Consider the following 18,213-nt stretch of genomic DNA (forward strand, 5'->3'; position numbering starts at 1 on the left):
GACTACCTTGAAAATGACAGATCAAGAATGGGCTTTTCTCGAGACAGTCGCGCGCGCCGCCTTTGCCAATCCCTTCGGGGAAACGAGGGACGACCTGGACCTCGCCATCGGAGGAGCCCCCCGGGGCTCGTCGTCTGAGGAGATTCTCGACTCGGTGCTTTCCCGGGTGGCGACGCAGCTGGAGAGCCTGCGCCGCCGGGGTCTGGCCGACCTGCAGGGACAGGGGGGCAACCGGCGCGAGGTGCTGCGCAGGTTCTGCCTGTTCCACGTCTTCCACCGCTACGTCGACCACTTCGACCGGCTCATCCAGTCGCAGCTGCAGGCAGGGGACAAGCCCTGCCCTGTCCCCTTCGCCCGCCAGGCGCTGGAAGAGCTGGCCGGGTTCGGACTGGGCGAACAGGAGGCCGAGCGCGCCTTCGCCGTCTTCTACCAGCTGCGCCGCGCCTTCTACTTCATAAAGAACGGGCTGGTCGGCGCCTCGCCCTCCATGAAGACGCTGCGCCGCCACCTCTGGGACTGCGTCTTCACCCATGACATCCGCTGGTTCGAGGCGGGGCTGTGGGACAAGATGGAGGAGTTTTCCATCCTCCTTCTGGGAGAGACCGGCACCGGCAAGGGTGCTGCGGCAGCCGCCATCGGTCGCTCCGGCTTCATCCCCTACGACCCTGCCAGAAAAGGATTCACCGAGAGCTTCACCCGCAACTTCGTCGCCATCAACTTGTCCCAGTACTCCCAGGGGGTGCTCGAATCCGAGCTTTTCGGGCACAAGAAGGGCTCCTTCACCGGCGCGGTGGAGAACCACGAAGGGCTTTTCAGCCGCTGTGCGCCCCACGGCGTCATCTTCCTGGACGAGATCGGCGACGTCAGCATTCCGGTGCAGATCAAGCTTTTGCAGGTGCTGCAAGAGCGGGTCTTCTTCCCCGTGGGGAGCCACGAGCCCAGACGCTTCAGCGGCCGCATCGTGGCGGCCACCAACCGCCCGCTGGACGAGATGCTCCTGGACGGTAAGTTCCGCGACGATCTCTACTACCGCCTCTGCTCCGACGTGGTCACCATCCCGCCGTTGCGCGAGCGTCTGCAGGAGGAGCCCGCCGAGTTGGGCCATCTGATCGGCGCCATCCTCCGCCGCATCGCGGGGCAGCCGGTGTCGGGGCGCGAGCAGCAGTTGGTGAAGAAGGTGTTGCAGCGCGACCTGGGGCGGGACTACGACTGGCCGGGGAACGTGCGCGAGTTGGAGCAGGCGGTGAAGCGGATCATCCTGACCGGCCGCTACCAGGGGGTGAAGCGGGAAAAGGGGAGGGGGGACGCGGCCGATCGGCTGGTGTCCGGGCTCAGGGAAGGGGCGCTCAACGTGGAGGAGCTGTTGGCCGCCTACTGCGGGCTCCTCTACGAGCGCTTCCGCACCTATGAGGAGGTCGCCCGCCGCACCCAGCTCGACCGGCGCACGGCGAAGAAGTACGTGCAGATGGGGGAGCCGGAGAGACAGAATTAGCCGTTGACCTGGAGTTGATCTCGAAGAATCCTAGGAAATGAGCGCCCTCCTTTTGTCCTCCCTCAGGCAATTCCAAGAAATACGTTCAAAAACTTGAATAAATCAGCCCCCCGTGCTAAGGTCGCTGCGCTAAGTTCTGAACATCATTGCTGCATCGTCGGCGGAAGCTGTTGATGGGGAGTGGCTTCAGGAACGTGAGATGGAAAATCTTGTTATGAGGAGGAAGCAGTGAAGAAGATTCTTTATGCAGGTCTGTTGGCTGGTTTTGGGATCATGTCCGGTTGTGCCTCGCCTTTCCCGATGGGCGCCCTCTACACCGAGCTTAAGCTCCCGGTCGCGGCCACCGCGAACGGCGGCGAAAGAAAGCACGGCGTGGCCGAGTGCAAGAGCGTGCTGGGGCTCGTGGCTACCGGTGACTGCAGCATCGAAACCGCCAAGAAAAACGGCGGCGTGAGCAAGGTGTCCGCGGTGGACTGGGAAGGCAAGAACATCCTGGGTCTCTTCGGCGAGTACAAGCTGCACGTCTACGGCGAATAACCCCAAGCAGGTTGAAAGTCAAAAAGCCGGGCTCCCTCCAACTGGGATGCCCGGCTTTTTTTTGTCAGACCACCAGGTTGCGCGGGTGCCCGAGAACGAATCCTTCCACGTTCCCGATCACCTGCTCGGCCAAGGTGGCGAGGGAGCGATCGCTGATCCAGGCGACGTGCGGCGTGACGATCAGGTTGGGTCGTTTCAGATCCAGCAGGGGCGATCCGTCCCGGGGCGGTTCCTGGGTCAGCACGTCGAGGCCTGCCCCCGCGATGGCGCCTTCTTCCAGTGCCTGCGCCAGCGCCGCTTCGTCCAGCAGTCCCCCACGGCCGCAGTTGACCAGGATCGCATGGCGCGGCATCAGTTCAAGCTCCGCCGCCCCGATCATGCCGCGACTCTCCTCGGTAAGGGGGCAGAGCAGCACCAGGACGTCGCATTTCGCCAGGACCTCCTCGAAGGGGGTCCGGTCGGGGCGCAACTCGGCCGCCCCCTTTCGCTCGGCGAAGAGCACCTCCATGCCGAACGCCTTCCCCAAGGCGGCCACCGCGCTTCCCAGCGCGCCGACCCCGATGATGCCGAGGGTCGCCCCGGAGAGGGAGCGGGGCATCGGCTCCACCTGCACCAGGTATCCTTCCGAGCGCTGCCAGGCGCCCTCCCTGATCGCTTCGTGGTAGGCGAGCAGGTTGCGCCGCAGGGCGAGGATCAGGGAGAAGACGTGCTCCGGCACGCTCACCGACCAGTTGCGCACGTTCACCACCGTGACCCCCTGGTGGCGGCAGGCGTCCAGGTCGACGTGGTCAACCCCGGTGGCGGCGACCGCGATCAGGCGCAGTTGCGGCAGCTCGGCCAGGTGTTCCGCGCTGATGGCGACCTGGTCCGTGATCGCGATGGTGGCGTCGGCAAGACGCCCCACCACGTCCTCGGGACGGGTGTCCGGGTATTCCTGCCAGTGGTGCGGGAAGCATGGGGGGCGCAGCGGCACCGAGATGCCGCCGCGGTCCAGAAAGACGATCCTCTCCATCAGTGGGACATGAGGACCGGAATGGTCATGTGGCGCAGCACGTGCTTCGCGACGTCCCCCAGCACGTAGTTGCCGAAATGGAGGTCGGCGTAGGCCCCCATCACCAGGAGGTCGCTCCCCTCGTCGGAGACGCGGTTCAACAAGACGTCGCCCACGTGCAGCTCGGTGACGAGGCTGGTCTCGACTTCGGCCGTGACGCCGTGCGCGGCGAGGTAGCGGCGCAGGCTCTCAAGGTCGGCCTCCTCCCCCTGGCTCGGGTTCACCTCGAAGATGTGGGTGGAAGCTGCAGCCTTCAGGAAAGGTACGGCGTCGGTGAGCGCGCGGGAGGATTCCCGCCCGGTCTTCCAGGCCACCAGGACCTTGTCGCCGGCGCTGCTGTACTTGCCGGTGTAGGGGACGATCAGCACCGGTTTGCCGGAACCGAAGACCACCTTCTCGGGGAGGAAGTCCGTGGCGCGGCGCTCGGAGGAGCCGTGCTCGCTCTGACCCACGACCACGAGGTCGGCGAAGGTGGCGTAGTGGTTGATCGCCTCGACCACCCCCCCCACCGCCTTGGCGTCCACGCTCACCCACTCGCCCTTCACGTCGGCGGCAGCCGTCTTCTCCTTGAAGAGCAGTGCCAACTCCTCGGCGGCGTCCTGGTCCTGTCCCCGGCGCAGCGGGATCAGGTGGTGCGGCTGCACCTTGAGCCCGATGACCCCCGCCCGGTGCCGCTTGGCGAGGTTGAGGGCGAGGTCGAGCCGGTCGGCGGAATGCTGCGGGTCATCCATGAAGACAAGAATCTGTTTCAGCTCCATCAGGTAGCGCCTCCTTGATAAGCGAGCGTGACGTGCTCGGTTGCTGGTACTGCGGATGTGGTCGGTAAAGCCTTTTCCAAGGTGGCGAAATTGCGCAGCAGATGCCCCTTGATCATCTCCTTGAAGTCCGCCTCCTGGTCGCCGCGGTAGACCAGTGAAGAGGCGATCTCGGCGGCAAGGATGGCGTAGCGGCACTTGGCGGGAAGACGCCCCAGCCGGGTCCGGTACTCGGGTTCGCGCAGCATGGCGGGGAGATGCGCCAGGATGGCCTGCTGGAAGACCGGCTCGTCGCACAGTTCCGGGTTCCTCTGGAAGAAGGAGAAGAGCCGGGCGTAATGGCCGTTTATCTCGTGGCTGATGGCTTCGGAGATCTCGGTGTAGGTGAAGCTGCTCCCCGCCTCGCGGTGGCGCCGGAAGATGAGCTGCGCCTCGTCGCGGGCCCGCTGCTCCAGGATCTGCAGCACGTCGGCTACGTAACGTTCCTTGTGCTGCAGGAACTCGGCCTCGGAGAGCATCAGGTTGGCGATGATCTCGTAGGACGAGGAGATGACGCCGCACTTGTTGGCCGAGGCGTCGCGCATGATGACGATGCCGCGGCGCTGCATCTGGGTACGCGCCTCCGGGGTGATGAAGGAGTTGGCACCCTCGACGATGGCGCGGGTGGTGGGTGTGCCGTCCTCGCGGAAGAAGCGGGCCCAGTTCTCGCCGTCGATGGTCTCCGGGCGCCCCCCCGCCGGGATGAAGAGGTCGGTGGGGACGGAGAAGAGGAGGTTGCCGAACTCGCGGTGGAACTGGTCGGTGGTGACCCACTGTTCCTCGGCCCCCAGGCCGGTGCTCACGGCCCGTTTGAAGAGTTCGCGCAGGCCGTCGGTGCGGCGCTGGTTGCGGTACAGGATGAAGCCGCCCGGGTGCAGGCGCGCCGGGTCGAAGGCGTCCAGGTCCTCCTTGAGGACTATGCGCGAGAGCTCGGCGTGGTCCATTCCTTCAGGGTCGAAGATGGCGCCGCTGCCGTCCAGGATCAGCTTGATGCAGGCCTGCGGGGAGCGCTCCAGCATGATGCGCAGGGCGTTGCCGGCCACGTCGCCGCTGGGGCCGCCGGTGAGTTTCACGCTGAAGCGGTCGCGCCGGATGTCGATCCCGAGCTCGCCCATGGTGGTCTCGGCGAACTGCATCACACCGGTGGAGGTGACGCCGTACTCCTTGTGGTTGATCCCCACCCGCTTGCTGGAGATGAGGCCGATGCCGAGCAGGTAGCCGCGTTTCAAGGACTGGCGCGCGATCATCTCGATCATCACGTCGTGCATGTTCTCGTCGGGGCCGATCTCGATCGGTTCGTCCTCGCCGTAGTAATCCACCACGCGCGGGTCGCGAGCCTGTCCGCCGTCGGTGACGAAGATGTCCAAAAAGGCGTTGATGAAGCCGAACTGCAGCTTGTACAGGCGCTGCGTGGAGAGGTCGTGGGCCTCAAGGCGCGCGGCGTCAAGCACCACCACCATCTTGGAGCCACCCTCGTAGATGTCCTTGTTCTTCAGGTGCTGGGTGTGGGCCAGCACGTAGACTTCGCGGAACAGCGTGCTCGCCGAGGTGACGTAGTCGTCCCGGTTCTTGGTGATGATGGTGCGCCAGCCGCCCCGGGCGATGTCGGAGAAGCCGATGTGGTAGCCGCAGCCGTAGCGTCCGAAGAAGAAGGTGATCCGGAACGGAATCTCCGGGGGGAGGTCGGCGGTGAACTCGGGGGCAAGCTCCGAGAGGTAGGCCGGGTCGAGCCGGAAGGCGAGCGCGTGCTTCTCCCTGACGTAGAAGTTGGTCTTCAGGGTGTTGCGGATGAAGGTGATGGCGCAGCGGAAGATGGAGCGGCGCAGATCGTCGATGTAGCGGTGCCCCGTGTTGTACGACTCGACGAAACGGACCGTCTCCTCCAGGGTCTTTCTGTAGAACTCCTCGCGCAGGGCAAGCCCCGGCTGGAACCGGGTCCGGAACAGCTTGGCGAGCTGCAGGGCGATGTCCGGGTGGGAATGGAACGCGAGCATCACCTCTTCGCGGCTGAAGGGGTCGGGGTGGTGATGGGCGAGGTTCGTGTGGCAAAAGGCGATGAAGGCGTTGACGAGCGACGCCTCCTCCCCGGTCATCACCTGGGTGGTGACGAACTTGCGGTAGGTGGTGGAGGCGGTGGAGAGGATCTGCGTGTTGTAGAGCTCCATCTGCAGCCGGTCGAAGAGCTCGCTCCCCTTGGACAGCAGCGCCGCGTCGCCCCGCTTTCTGACGTAGAAGGTCCCCAGGAAGTAGGGGTGCACGCCGTTGGAGATGGTCAGGCAGTAGGCGCGCTTCACCCCGAAGTCGAGCCGGTTGAAGACCTCCATGGTCTGCAGCAGGAAGTCGTTCTGGGGCGGGTTCCCCACCGCGAAGAGGACGCGGGTCTCGGCGTCGGGCCCCTGGTCCTCGGTCTGCTCGACGTCGAGGAAGATCCCCCCCTGGCGGTTCCCCTCCTGGAAGACCCAGAGGATCTGGGCCACCCGGTTCGGGGGGGAGATGCGCACGTACTGTTCGTTGTTGAGCCACAAAAGCCGCAGGAGCGGATCGAGCTGGTTCATGTCGAACAGCGGATAGCGGCTTTGCAGGGCCTGGGCGATCCCCTCCCTGATGGCGGGGGGGATCTCCGGCGTCGGCGCGTTGGCGATCTCGCCGTGTTCCTTGCGGTCGAAGTCGAAGCGCTGCACCTCGAGCCCCTGGGATAGCCCCGGCACCAGGCCGCTTGAGTGGGTGAACTCGGCGTAGGAGATGTCGCGCTCCTGCAGCGTGCGCAGGGTGTCGTACAGGGAGCCGGGCTGGTTCAGGCGGGCGAGGATCAGCGTCCTGGACCGGTCCGCCACGGTGAGCTTCTGGTTGTGGGCCAAGGTTCTCAGCCCCACCGCCAGCGCGTGCACCGCCTCGGCCTCCTCCTGCATGGTGATGAAGAAGTAGGAATCCATCTGGGCCTGGAGCCAGGCGAGGTTATCCCTGGTGCACCCCTCGTTGGCGCCGATCAGGCGGTCAACTGAGGCGAGCACATCCGTTTCGGCGGCGCACATGTCACTCCCCCTTGACCGGCAGCAGTCCTTCCATTTCCGGTTTGAACACGCTCCAGACGCGCTGGCGCAGCTCGCCCAGGAACTCGTTGGTGATGAATTTGGGCAGCGTCACCTTCGGGTTCGGGTCGTCCATGACCTGCGAGGGGAGGGTGTACTCCTTCTCCTCGTGGAACCCCTGGCGCAGCTCCAGGGCGAGCCCCCGCAGGTAGGCCCGGCGCACGGCGGCGACGATCTCCCCGGAGGCGATCTCCAGCCCCGCGGCCTCCTTGAGCGCCCTGACGATGATGTCGTGCCCGATGCCGACCCCGACGAACTTGCACAGGCCGATCATGTCGTAGCCGACCTGCAAGAGGCCGCCGGTGGTGATGGCCTGGGTCCACTCTTCGAGGGAGTGCTTCCCTTCCTTGGCAAGCATCATGTGGGTCCCCATGGACATGTGGCCGCCGGCGATGGCGAACATGTAGCCGGGGTTGGTGTCCGGGAGGTAGGCCGGGAGCTCCAGCCCCTTGACGTGCATGGCGTAGGAGGTCTCGCCGGTCTCCTGGGAGAGGCGCTTCACGCCGCGGGCGACGCCGGGGAGGGTGCCGCGGCCGGCCCCTTCGATCAGCTCGGTGATTTTCTCGTAGTCGCCGAAGGTGGCGCCGTTGAAGAGCGGCTTTCCCGGGTGGCGCTCGTTGTAGTCCAAGACGTAGGAGATGGTGGTCCCGAGGGAAATGGCGTCCATGCCCAGAAGGTCGCAGCGGTGGATCAGGTCGCAGACCTTCGCAGGTTCGTGCACGCCCAGGTTGGAGCCGAACAGGATGAGCGGCTCGAAGTCGAACTTCGCGGCCAGCTTGCCGCGGCTGCCGTCCTCGTTCTTGTAGAAGAGGTTGTTGTGGCAGCGGATGCCGCAGCGGTGGCAGGCCTCGGTGGCGATGTCGAATTCCTTCTCCACCTCGTCGCGGAAGAGCCTCTCCACGTCGTCGTTCCCCTTGGGACGGAAGTTGTTGAGCGGTACCGCGTGGAAGACCTGGAGCACCTCGATGTTGGCCCAGGTCCCGCCGCCGCCACCCTGGCTTGCCGGCTGGAAGCGGGCGCTGCCGCCGCTCTTCAGGATGTCGCGGTTCACGTCGCGGATCTCGGGGGTGATCTTTTGCAGCTTGTCGGAGCTCTGCGCCACGACGGCCAGGAGGTTCTTGTACCCCATGAGGCTCCCCATGCCGCCGCGGCCGGCGAAGCGGCTCTTGGGCTCGCCGGACTTAAGCTCGTTGTCGGTGCTCATCACCACGGCACCCATGTAGTTGTTCTCCCAGTTCTCGCCGGCGGGGCCGATGGCGGCGAAGTGGGCGTCCGGGTACTCCTGGTACAGGGCCATGATCTTGCCGTGGCCGGTGAGCCCGACCAGGTGGTCGGCGGGCTTCAGCTCGACCTCGGGACCGTTCTCCCCTTCCTTCAACAGGGCGTAGACCGGCTTGTCGGAGCGGTTCTCGAAGATCACCTCGTCCAGCCCGGTCCACTTGAACTTGTTGCCGAAGTTACCGCTGCCGGTGGACCACATGGCGCCGGGGCGCCCGGTGCCGGACTGCTTCAACGGGCTGTAGCCGGAGAAGTAGCTGCGCATGCCGGTCATGATGCTGGTTCCGGTCAGAAGGCCGGTGTTGAGGATCACCGGGTTCTCCGGGGAGTAGGCCTCGGCGATGTCGCGTTCGGCCAGGATCTGGAAGCTCCTGCCGAAGCCGCCCAGCACGTCCTCGAGGTTTTTGCAGGGGACCTGGGCGAAGGTGGTTGTTCCGCTGGCAAGGTCGACGGTGCAGCGCTGGTAGACGACGCTCGCCGGGTTGTTGCTGATGGTTTTTTCGCTCATATCGTTACTCCGCAAAAATATTGAGATGGACTGCCGGGCCCGGCTCCGTCAGCTGCCTGTCCCGGTGGTCTTATGGTGGCGATCCAAGGTCAACTGGTTTTCCGACTAGCGACTGGCTGCAACTGGTAAAAGTCCCCCTTTGGCAAAGGGGATTTAGGGGATTTGCTTTTGCTTTCGGAGAGGTACCCCCCCCCGCCCCCCCCTTCGCAAAGGGGGGAACCCGGGCACGTGCGGCTCTACGTAACTCAGCAACGCCGCTCGCACGCGGGCTACCCTCCGCCCATGCGCGGCAGCAGGGAAACGACGTCCCCTTCCTGTACCGTCTCGTCCCACCCTGCGTGCAGTCCGTTTACAAGGACGGTGCCCACATCCTGCCGGGCAAGCCCCAACTGCTCCACGATGGAGGCGATCTTTTCGTCGTCGGCGCACTCCCAGTCCGCCTCGTCGAACTTCTGCCTGCGCAGGGATGCGTAGAGTTTTACCTTGATCTGCATGTGAAACCTCCCGTCATGACAACGGAAAAAGGATCCCTCCGGCCGTACCCGGGCGGGCGGGAAGCCGGCGCCCGGGGGGACGGAGGGGAGTCTGAAAGGAGCTTTGGTACCGGTGGTTACTTAGAAGCCGAGATAGGCTTCGCGGATGGACTCGTCGGCTTCGAGGTCCTTGCCGGTCCCCTGGCCCACGATGCGCCCGTTTTCCATGACGTAACAGTAGTCGGCGACCTTGAGGGTCTGGTGCACGTTCTGCTCGACGAGGAAAATGGTGAGCCCCTGCTTGTGCAGCTCCTGGATCACCTTGAAGACCTCCTGCACCATGATCGGTGCCAGGCCGAGGCTCGGCTCGTCGAACATGATCACCTGGGGATCTTGCATCAGCGCGCGCCCGATCGCAACCATTTGTTGCTCGCCGCCGGAAAGGGTTTCGGCAGTCTGGGTGCGCCGCTCCTCCAGGCGCGGGAAGATCTCGTAGATCCGCTTCAGGGTCTGGGCGCGCTTGCCATGCGCCCTTTTCAGGTAGGCGCCGACCAGGAGGTTCTCCTCCACGGTCATCTTCGGGAAGAGCTGGCGTCCCTCGGGGACCAGGGTGATGCCGAGGTCGACCACCTTGTGCACCGGCATGCCGGTGACCAGCTTGCCGTCGTAGTGGATGGTGCCGCTCGCGGTCGGGATCAGGCCGCACAGCGACTTGAGGGTCGTGGTCTTGCCGGCGCCGTTGGCGCCGATGAGCGCGACCAGCTGCCCCTTGGCCACCGAGAAGGAGATGTTCCAGAGGGCCTGGATGTCCCCGTAGTTGACTGAGATACCGTTGACGTCGAGTAGATTCATGCCGCTTCCTCTCCAAAATACGCTTGAACGACGTGCGGATCGCTGGACACCTCGGCCGGGGTCCCTTCGGCGATCTTCTTGCCGAAATTGAGCACCACCAGGCGGTCCGAGATGTTCATGATGACGCGCATGATGTGCTCGACGATGAGGATGGTGAGCCCCTGCGCCTTGAGCTTCATGATCAGCTCGACGGTGCGGTCCGCCTCGGTCGGGTTGAGGCCGGCGACGACCTCGTCCAGGAGCAGGAACGACGGCTCCAGGGCGAGCGCCTTGCTGATCTCCAGGCGCTTTCTCCCCGCCAGGGTGAGCCCGGCGGCGGAGACGTTGGCGCGGTCGGCGAGCCCGGTGGCCTCCAGCACCTGCCAGGCGTGACGCTCGGCGTCGGCCTTTTTGGGGTGCTTCAAAAAGGAGGCGATGGTCACGTTCTCGAGGACGGTGAGTCCCGCGAAGGGCTTCACCACCTGGAAGGTGCGGCCGATGCCCACGCCGGCCAGGTGGTAGGGGGGCTTGCCGGAGATGTCGTTCCCCTGGAAGACCACGCTCCCCTTGGTGGGGGCGTAGTAGCCGGAGATGACGTTGAAGAGGGTGGTCTTGCCGGCGCCGTTGGGGCCGATGAGCCCCACGATCTCGCCTTTTTCCACGCTGAAGCTCACGTCGTCCACCGCGGTGAGACCGCCGAAGCACTTGGTTACCGAATTTACCTTGAGGATAGGTTCAGCCATGATTTAGTTCCCTTCTTCCGGTGCTGCCACGGCGGAAAGCGCCGCGGGTTCCGATGCCGGTTCCGGCTGGTGCTGCGGCCTGGTGGCGTCAGCCTTGCGCTTGAACATGGTGCCCCAGAGGCCGTTGGGTATGAAGATGACGCTGATGGCGATCAGCGCGCCCAGGATGATGAGGTAGAGGAGCTGGAAGTCGGACAGGTAGGCCCAGAAGATCGTCTTGAAGGCGAAGATCAGGATGGCCCCCAGTGCCGGTCCGAACAGGGTCCCCATGCCGCCGAAGACCACCATGACCACCGCCTGGTCGCTGACCAGGTCCCCCAGGGTGGAGGAGGGGTCGATGAAGGTGATCCAGTAGGCGTAGATGCCACCCAGGATGCCGGTGGGGAGTGCGGAGAGGATGAAGGACTGCATCTTCAGCTTGGTCGGGTTGAGGCCGAGCGCCTTGGCCCCTTCCTCGTCCTCGCGGATCGCCTTCAGCTTCAGCCCGAAGGGGGCGCGCTCCAGGAGGTACCAGAGGATGGCGAAGGTCGCTCCCACGGTGATCAGCATCAGGTAGTAGAAGAACTGCGGGTTCAGGAACGCCTCGAGACGCATGCCGTCCGGGCCGCCGGTGAACTCGACGTTCAGGGCGAGCTGCTGGATGGCGCGGGAGAGCGCCCAGGTGGCGATGGCGAAGTAGGCACCCTTGAGCCTCAAGGTCGGGATACCCGCGATGAGCGCCACGACGGCGGCAGCGACCCCGCCGGCAGGCAGCGCCGCCCAGAATGGGAGGTTTGCCTGCATCATCAGGATGCCGATGGTGTAGGCGCCGATGCCGAAGAAGGCACCGTGACCGAAGTTCAGGTAGCCGGTGTAGCCGGCGATGACGTCGAAGGCGATGGCGAGCCCGATCCACATCACTCCCTCGGTGAGGACACGCAGTACGAAGGTGTCGTGCACCACGAGAGGCAGGATCAAAAGGGCCGCGCCGATGATGGCCAGTATGGTTGCGCCACGGTTTTTCATGTCAGACCCCCTTGCCGAACAGCCCGCGCGGGGAAATCAGCAGGATGATGTAGAGGATGGCGAAGACGGCGAGCAGGGTGTGGCTCGGGTTGAAGTAGATCATGAAGATCGACTGCACGAGCCCCAGAAGGAGCGCCGCCCAGGGGACGCCGGCCAGGTACCCCATGCCGGCGAGCACCACCACGAAGAAGGCGAAGATGGTGTACTCGTTCCCCATCTGGGCGCCGATGGAGAGGATGCAGCCCAGGAGCACCCCGGTCATGGCCGAGATGCCGACGTAGATGCCGTAAACGTAGGAGCCGGTGCGCTTGCTGTTCACACCCATGAGACCGGCGGCATCCTTGTGCTGTGCCAGCGCACGGACGCCGAGGCCGAAATTGGTCTTTTTCAGAAGGTAGTGCAGGATCAGGGTGATCGCCAGCGCGTAGGCGAGTCCCACGAGACGCACGGTCGGGATGGTCACGGTGAGCCCCAGCGGCTCCAGGTCGAACGACCCTTCCGAGAAGGCGGAGGGGATCGAGTTCGAGTAGAAGCCGAAGGCGGTGAGGGCGAGCCCGCGGAACATGATGGCCAAGCCGAAGGTGAAGACCAGGCCCATCAGGAAGGGGTTGCCCTTGGTCCCGGAGAGCACCCGGTGGATCACCGGCTGGATCAGGTAGCCGACCCCGAAGTAGAGGACGAAGATGACCGGCAGGAAAAGGAAGGGATCGAGGCCGGTCCATTTGTTCAGGTAGTAGCCGGTGAAGGCCCCGAACATGATCCATTCCCCGACGGCGAAGTCGATGACGTGCATGACCCCATAGGTGAGCGAGAATGCGATGGCGATGGTGATGTAGATCCCACCCAGCAGTATCCCGTCGGTCAAGGCTTGTGGCAGCAGTTCCATCATAAAGCAAGTCCTCCAGCGTTGCGTTTCCAGCGAATTGGCAGCTACGTTGTTTGTCCGTCGTCCATAACGGCGTCAGCTTCGCCGCCGGCCGCTATGGCCGTTTCGGTTTTCCCAAAAGGGAGGTGATCCCCTGCCGGCGGCATTACCGGCCGGCAGGGGGGGACTTCAGGTGTTAACGGGATTTCCACTCTTTCATCGGGTAGATGGCGGCGGCTTCGACGGAAGCCTTAGGACCGACGGTTTTCACGTGGCCCCCCTGGATCTGGATGGTGAGCGGGTCGAGGCCGACGTTGGCGTGGTAGAACTCACCGGAGGTGGCGAACTTCACGCGGCCGTAGAAGGTCTGCACGTCGATCTGCTCGAGTGCCTGGATCAGCTTGGTGCGCGTAGCCTCGTCCATGCCCGGCTTGGCGCCGATCTTCTGCAGGGCGGTCTGGAAGGCGATGCCGGCGGCGGAGCAGCCGCCCTGGGTGTAGTCGCCCGGGTTGTTGAAGGCCTTCTGGGAAGCGGCGGCGTAGGCGGCAGCGTTAGGCCAGAGCACCTTGCTCTTGGTCTTGGCGGTGCCGGTCCAGCAGGTGGTGCCGAAGATCTGGTCGCCGTCCTTGCCCACCGCGTCGATGAACGCCTTGTCGGTGATGCCGCAGTGCATGAGGAGGGCTTTCGGGGTGTAGCCGATCTGCTTGAGTGCCTTGACGAACTTCACGTGCTCCTCGTCGTGGCCGCCGAAGGCGATGACGTCCGGCTTCATGCTACGCACTGCGGAGAGCAGCGGGGTCATGTCCTGACCGGAGGGGACGATGCTGAACTTCACGATTTTCAGCTTGGCTTTCTCGGCGGCTGCCTTGTAGGACTCCGCGGTCGCCTTGGAGAAGGCATCGTTGGAGCCGATGATGGCGATGGTCTTCGGGGCCGGCTTCAGTTCGGTGAGGGTCTTGATGGAGGTCGCGCCGGTGAAGTTGATCGGCGGGATGGTGCCGAAGGTGTACTTGAACTTGTTCTTCCAGATGAGCGGGCTCTCCGCGGAACCGGTGATCATCGGGATCTTGTACTTGTCGACGACCGGGGCCACGGCGAGGGTCACGCCGGAGGAGTAGGGGCCGAGGATGAAGTCGACCTTCTCCTGGGTGATCAACCTCTCGGCCGCTGCCGCGCCGGCAGCCGGGTTGGACTGGGCATCGGCGTACACAAGCTTGACCGGGTACTTCTTGCCCTGGATCTCGATGCCGCCCTTGGCGTTCACTTCCTGCGCCCAGAGGTCGTAACCGCGCTTGGTGATGTTGCCGCCGGTGACGAGGTCCCCCGACAGCTCGGTGATGACACCGATCTTGAAGAAGTTCCTCTGCTCCGCGTGGACCGGGATGGCCACGAAGAGGGCTGCGATGAGCAGCAGTACCCTGACGAATCCAAACTTCATTGTGCTACCTCCTGTTGTTTGATGTGCCAAAAAAAGTTTTGAAACAACCTGCATCGCATTCCATCCAGGGCTCGCGGCCGGTGCGGCGGACGACATCGGCTGCCGCCGGTCGAGGGAGCCCCTGCCGGCACCTCACGGCGCTGGTAGCCCGTATACAGCAGAAAGCATGCCAAACGGCCCTCTTGGGCGGCACAGGAGGAATTTGCAAAACGGGGTTTGGCGAAACTCCGCATGCTTACTGACAAAGAACGGTGAACGGGTCGATGCAGGGGGAGGAGGAGGGGGGTACCGCCCCGCTGCGGCACCTCCGGTCGACAGGAAAATTATTCACATCTGAATAAGGGGCGTATACGAGGTCGCGCTCTCAGCAGGCGAGCCCGTAGCGTTTTAATTTTCGCGCTATGGTCGGCTGGCTCACGCCGAGCGCCTCGGCCAGGTCCGCCTGGCAGCCGTGGGACTTCAGTGCGTGGGCCAGGAGCGCTCGCTCAGTACTTTCAATGACTTGCGGCAGCGTCATGCTCTCCGGCCACTGCGCCGGGGCGGCAGCCTCGCTGGTGTCCCCCTTGGCCACGTCGGCCGGGAGGTCCTGCAGGCTGATCACCTCGGTCTCGGTCATGACCACCAGCCGCTCGCACAGGTTCATCAGTTCCCGGACGTTGCCGGGGAAGGGATAGCCGAGCAGGGTGTCGCAGGCCGCGCGGGAGAGGCGTTTGCCGGTCTTGTGCTTCTTCGCGTACCACTCGATGTAGTGCAGGATGAGGGGGAGCAGGCATTCCTTGCGCTCCTTGAGGGAGGGGACGTGGATCGGTATCACCTTGAGGCGGTAGTAGAGGTCGAGGCGGAACTTCCCTTCCTCGACCATCTGCTCGAGGTTGCGGTGGGTTGCGGCGAGGATGCGCACCTTCACCTCGCGGGGGCGGGTGCTCCCAAGGCGCATGATGGTGCCGTCCTCCATGAAGCGCAAAAGCTTCACCTGGGAGGGGAGCGGCAGTTCGGCTATCTCGTCCAGGAACAGGATGCCGCCGTCGGCGAGCTCGAAATAGCCCGGTTTGCCGCCGGATTGGGCGCCGGTGAAGGCCCCCTTGTCGTAGCCGAAAAGCTCTGATTCTATGAGGGATTCCGGGATGGCGCCGCAGTTGATCTTGATGAGCGGCTTGTTGGCGCGCTCCGAGTTCTTGTGGATCAGGTCGGCGAAGAGCCCCTTGCCCACCCCGGAGGGGCCGAGGATCAGCACGGTCGACTCCACCTTGGCGACCTTGAGCGCCTGGCGCAACGCCTTCAGCATGGCGGGGCTCCTGGCGATGATCTGCTGGTTCTCCAGCTGCTGTTCCTGCTGCATCTCGAGCATCTGGTTGCGGAACTGGTCCTTGATGGCCTCCTGGTCCTCAAGTTCGCGCTGCAGGTTGTCGATTTCCGTGATATCCCGCTCGCTTACCACGACCCTCGTGATCCGGTCGGCCGAGTCGAAGACCGGGGTCGCGGTGGTGATCAGCTTGCGCCCTTCGCGCTGCTGCAGGAGGTTCACCCGGGCGCGGGTCCTGATCACCTCCAGGGTGGCGGAACGGTCGAAAACGCGGGCGTTGATCAGGTCGCGCATGTTGCGCCCGACCACGTCCTTGGCCTGGACGTTGTTGATCCTCTCCGAGGCGGGGTTGATGCGGACCACGTTGGCGTCGGCGTCGCAGATCCAGAGGCCGTCCGACGAGGAGTCGATGATGGTGTCGAGCTCGCGGGTAAGTCCCTGGAAAAACTCCATCTGTTTGGCCATCTCCTCGAGCTCCGTGCTCTCGACGAAGACGCAGACGGCCCCCACCTGCTCCTGGTCCAAAAGCATCGGGCTCACCCGCACCAGGAAGTTGGACTCGATGCCGCGCACCGAGATCTCAGTGTTGCGCGTGTGCCCCAAAAGCCTCTGCGCCACCTTGGGCCAGAGGTCGGGGAGCACGTCGTTTAGGTGCACCCCCTGGAAGGCGCCGAAGCTCTCGCGGACCGCCCGGTTGGCCAGGATGATCATCCCCGAGGTGTTCACCGCGAGGATGCCGACGTCGACGGCGTTCACCATCGCCTGGTAGAAGTCGTCCGAGCGCAGCTCGCCGCTGCTGGAAAAACCTATCAGTTCCGCTGGGTTCAGTGAGGTATTCACGGCAGGGGATCTCCTTCTGCAGGCCTCGGGGGGTGCCCGGAATGGCGTATACCACAACCCCTTTGTGGCGCATTATGCAGAAATGAATCAAATATTCAAGTGTAAATAATAGAACGACCCCGAAACAGTCATAGCTCTTGTTACCACCCTGGGCGATGAAAGTCCTTTCTTTTCTCGTATGACATTTTTGGCCTTACTTATAGTGCGGATGCGACTTCTCTGTCTGTATACGCATAAGCTGTTAGAGTGAGGGGCGTTTCCCGTGTGTGGCAGGGCTCTGCTCAACCTCGATTGACCTTTACGTCAACACTCATATGGGCGGACACATCCGTGTCGCTTTCTCCTTGGTACGGTCCTTGTAGTAGGGGATGACCGGGCGGACCCAACAAAGGTCCGGTCGTTTCGATCCGACACCTGTACCGGGATCCACTGGAACCCCCGGTAGTCACCAACTACTAGGCAAAGGAGCTTCACCCATGACCGCTGGTAACGAGCAACTGATGGAGTTACGCAACAAGCATGTCCCCGGAGGGGTCGCACTTTTGAGCCCCGCCTTCATCGCCAAGGCCCAGGGGGCCATCATGACCGACGTCGATGGACGTGACCTGATCGATTTCGCCGGCGGTATCGGCGTGAACAACGTGGGGCACAGCCACCCGAAGGTGGTCAAGGCCATTCAGGAGCAGGCCGAGAAGTTCATCCACACCTGCTTCCATGTCGCTCCCTACCAGGGATACATCGAGTTGGCCCAGCGCCTGAACGAACTGGCGCCGGGTAACTCCCCGAAGCAGACCATGCTGGCCAACTCCGGCGCCGAGGCGGTCGAAAACGCCATCAAGATCGCCCGCTACGTCACCAAGCGCCCGGGCGTCATCTCTCTCGAGAACGGCTTCCACGGCCGCACCCTGATGACCATGACCCTCACCAGCAAGGTGAAGCCCTACAAGTACGGCTTCGGTCCCTTCGCGCCGGAAAGCTACCGCATTCCCTCCGCCTACTGCTACCGCTGCCCCTACGGCGGGAGCTACCCGAGCTGCGGTTGCGCCTGCGCCCACAAGCTCGACGAGTTCTTCACCGGCTACGTGGCGGCCGAGCAGACCGCGGCCATCATCATCGAGCCGATCCAGGGGGAGGGGGGCTTCGTCACCCCGCCGAAGGAGTACTTCGAGATCGTGCAGGGGATCTGCAAGAAGCACGGCATCCTCCTGATCATCGACGAGATCCAGAGTGGCATGGGACGTACCGGCAAGCTGTTCGCCATCGACCACTGGGGCATCGAGCCGGACCTCATCACCACCGCCAAGAGCCTTGCCGGCGGCATGCCGCTTTCCGCGATCACCGGCCGCGCCGAGATCATGAGCCAGCCGCACCCGGGCGGCCTGGGCGGCACCTACGGCGGCAACCCGCTCTCCTGTGCCGCGGCCCTCGCGGTCCTCGACATCTTCCTCAACGACGGGCTGCTGGACCAGTCCGTGAAGCTCGGCGAGAAACTCCAGCAGCGCTTCGACGAGATGCAGCAGAAGTACGAGATCATCGGCGAAGTACGCGGCAAGGGGCCGATGCTCGCCCTGGAGCTGGTCCGTGACCGGAACACCAAGGCGCCCGCCGGCGACCTGGCCAAGAAGCTGGTGAAGCTCTGCTACGACAAGGGGCTCATCATCCTCTCCTGCGGCGCCCTCGGCAACGTGGTCCGTCTGCTGATGCCGCTGGTCATCACCGACGAGCAGCTCGACCGCGGCATGGCGATCCTCGAGGAGTCCCTCGCAGAGGTGAACGCCGAGATCTAAGACTCAAGGCATAGCAGCAAGAACGATACGGCAACGGCAGTGTCTGGCATCTTCGGGGTTGGGGAGGAAGAGATGCACAGCACTGCCGTTGTCGTTTTTTCCCCTTCACCGAGGCTACGGGGGACGCGCAGGTACGGGCATTCCCATGGCGGTCCCTAAAATCTCCCTCTCCCTCAGGG

The 18,213-nt window shown here is 64.0% G+C and carries 14 protein-coding genes; 3 read left to right on the forward strand and 11 right to left on the reverse strand.

Annotated features, from left to right (window positions below; genetic code table 11):
- The first annotated feature begins 13 nt into the window (after positions 1 to 13).
- Positions 14 to 1,492 carry a sigma 54-interacting transcriptional regulator gene (locus tag KP003_RS00195; protein WP_216496880.1) on the forward strand — a complete coding sequence of 493 codons (1,479 nt, stop codon included), beginning with the start codon at positions 14 to 16 and terminating at the stop codon, positions 1,490 to 1,492.
- 228 nt (positions 1,493 to 1,720) lie between these two features.
- Positions 1,721 to 2,029 carry a TRL-like family protein gene (locus KP003_RS00200; protein ID WP_216496879.1) on the forward strand — a complete coding sequence of 103 codons (309 nt, stop codon included), beginning with the start codon at positions 1,721 to 1,723 and terminating at the stop codon, positions 2,027 to 2,029.
- A 64-nt stretch (positions 2,030 to 2,093) separates the two neighbouring features.
- On the opposite strand, the gene KP003_RS00205 is transcribed toward KP003_RS00200, so the two are convergent.
- The 11 genes from KP003_RS00205 to KP003_RS00255 form a co-directional block, all read right to left on the reverse strand.
- Positions 2,094 to 3,041, reverse strand: a complete 948-nt coding sequence (locus KP003_RS00205; protein ID WP_216496878.1) for a D-2-hydroxyacid dehydrogenase — start codon at positions 3,039 to 3,041, stop codon at positions 2,094 to 2,096.
- Positions 3,041 to 3,838 (reverse strand): universal stress protein, encoded by a 798-nt coding sequence (locus KP003_RS00210; RefSeq protein ID WP_216496877.1) that lies wholly within the window; start codon positions 3,836 to 3,838, stop codon positions 3,041 to 3,043. Before KP003_RS00210 ends, KP003_RS00205 begins: the two co-directional genes overlap by 1 nt.
- The gene (locus KP003_RS00215; RefSeq protein WP_216790101.1) at positions 3,838 to 6,906 is read right to left on the reverse strand and encodes an NAD-glutamate dehydrogenase domain-containing protein; all 3,069 of its coding nucleotides are present in this window, start codon (positions 6,904 to 6,906) and stop codon (positions 3,838 to 3,840) included. The genes KP003_RS00210 and KP003_RS00215 overlap by 1 nt, the downstream gene beginning before the upstream one ends.
- Position 6,907: 1 nt before the next feature.
- Positions 6,908 to 8,749: an aldehyde ferredoxin oxidoreductase C-terminal domain-containing protein gene (locus KP003_RS00220; RefSeq protein WP_216790103.1), complete on the reverse strand. Its 1,842-nt coding sequence runs from the start codon at positions 8,747 to 8,749 to the stop codon at positions 6,908 to 6,910.
- Positions 8,750 to 9,018: 269 nt separating this feature from the next.
- Positions 9,019 to 9,243 (reverse strand): MoaD/ThiS family protein, encoded by a 225-nt coding sequence (locus tag KP003_RS00225; RefSeq protein WP_216790105.1) that lies wholly within the window; start codon positions 9,241 to 9,243, stop codon positions 9,019 to 9,021.
- A gap of 120 nt (positions 9,244 to 9,363) precedes the next feature.
- The gene (locus KP003_RS00230) at positions 9,364 to 10,074 is read right to left on the reverse strand and encodes an ABC transporter ATP-binding protein (protein WP_183344896.1); all 711 of its coding nucleotides are present in this window, start codon (positions 10,072 to 10,074) and stop codon (positions 9,364 to 9,366) included.
- Positions 10,071 to 10,796 carry an ABC transporter ATP-binding protein gene (locus KP003_RS00235; protein ID WP_216496873.1) on the reverse strand — a complete coding sequence of 242 codons (726 nt, stop codon included), beginning with the start codon at positions 10,794 to 10,796 and terminating at the stop codon, positions 10,071 to 10,073. Before KP003_RS00235 ends, KP003_RS00230 begins: the two co-directional genes overlap by 4 nt.
- Positions 10,797 to 10,799: 3 nt before the next feature.
- Positions 10,800 to 11,801 carry a branched-chain amino acid ABC transporter permease gene (locus KP003_RS00240; RefSeq protein ID WP_216790106.1) on the reverse strand — a complete coding sequence of 334 codons (1,002 nt, stop codon included), beginning with the start codon at positions 11,799 to 11,801 and terminating at the stop codon, positions 10,800 to 10,802.
- 1 nt (position 11,802) lies between these two features.
- A complete protein-coding gene (locus KP003_RS00245; protein WP_236026660.1) occupies positions 11,803 to 12,690 on the reverse strand; it encodes a branched-chain amino acid ABC transporter permease in 888 nt (295 codons plus the stop codon).
- A gap of 172 nt (positions 12,691 to 12,862) precedes the next feature.
- Complete coding sequence (locus KP003_RS00250) at positions 12,863 to 14,104, reverse strand: amino acid ABC transporter substrate-binding protein (RefSeq protein WP_216496871.1); 1,242 nt, start codon at positions 14,102 to 14,104, stop codon at positions 12,863 to 12,865.
- Between the two features lie 364 nt (positions 14,105 to 14,468).
- Positions 14,469 to 16,247, reverse strand: coding sequence for a sigma 54-interacting transcriptional regulator (locus KP003_RS00255; protein ID WP_216790108.1), 1,779 nt, complete (start codon positions 16,245 to 16,247; stop codon positions 14,469 to 14,471).
- Between the two features lie 476 nt (positions 16,248 to 16,723).
- Here KP003_RS00255 and gabT point away from each other — a divergent pair, with 476 nt between their 5' ends.
- Positions 16,724 to 18,034 (forward strand): 4-aminobutyrate--2-oxoglutarate transaminase, encoded by a 1,311-nt coding sequence (gene gabT / locus KP003_RS00260; RefSeq protein WP_216790110.1) that lies wholly within the window; start codon positions 16,724 to 16,726, stop codon positions 18,032 to 18,034.
- The last annotated feature ends 179 nt before the right edge of the window (positions 18,035 to 18,213 follow it).

It is taken from the genome of Geomonas diazotrophica (assembly GCF_019063885.1).
GTDB lineage: Bacteria > Desulfobacterota > Desulfuromonadia > Geobacterales > Geobacteraceae > Geomonas > Geomonas diazotrophica.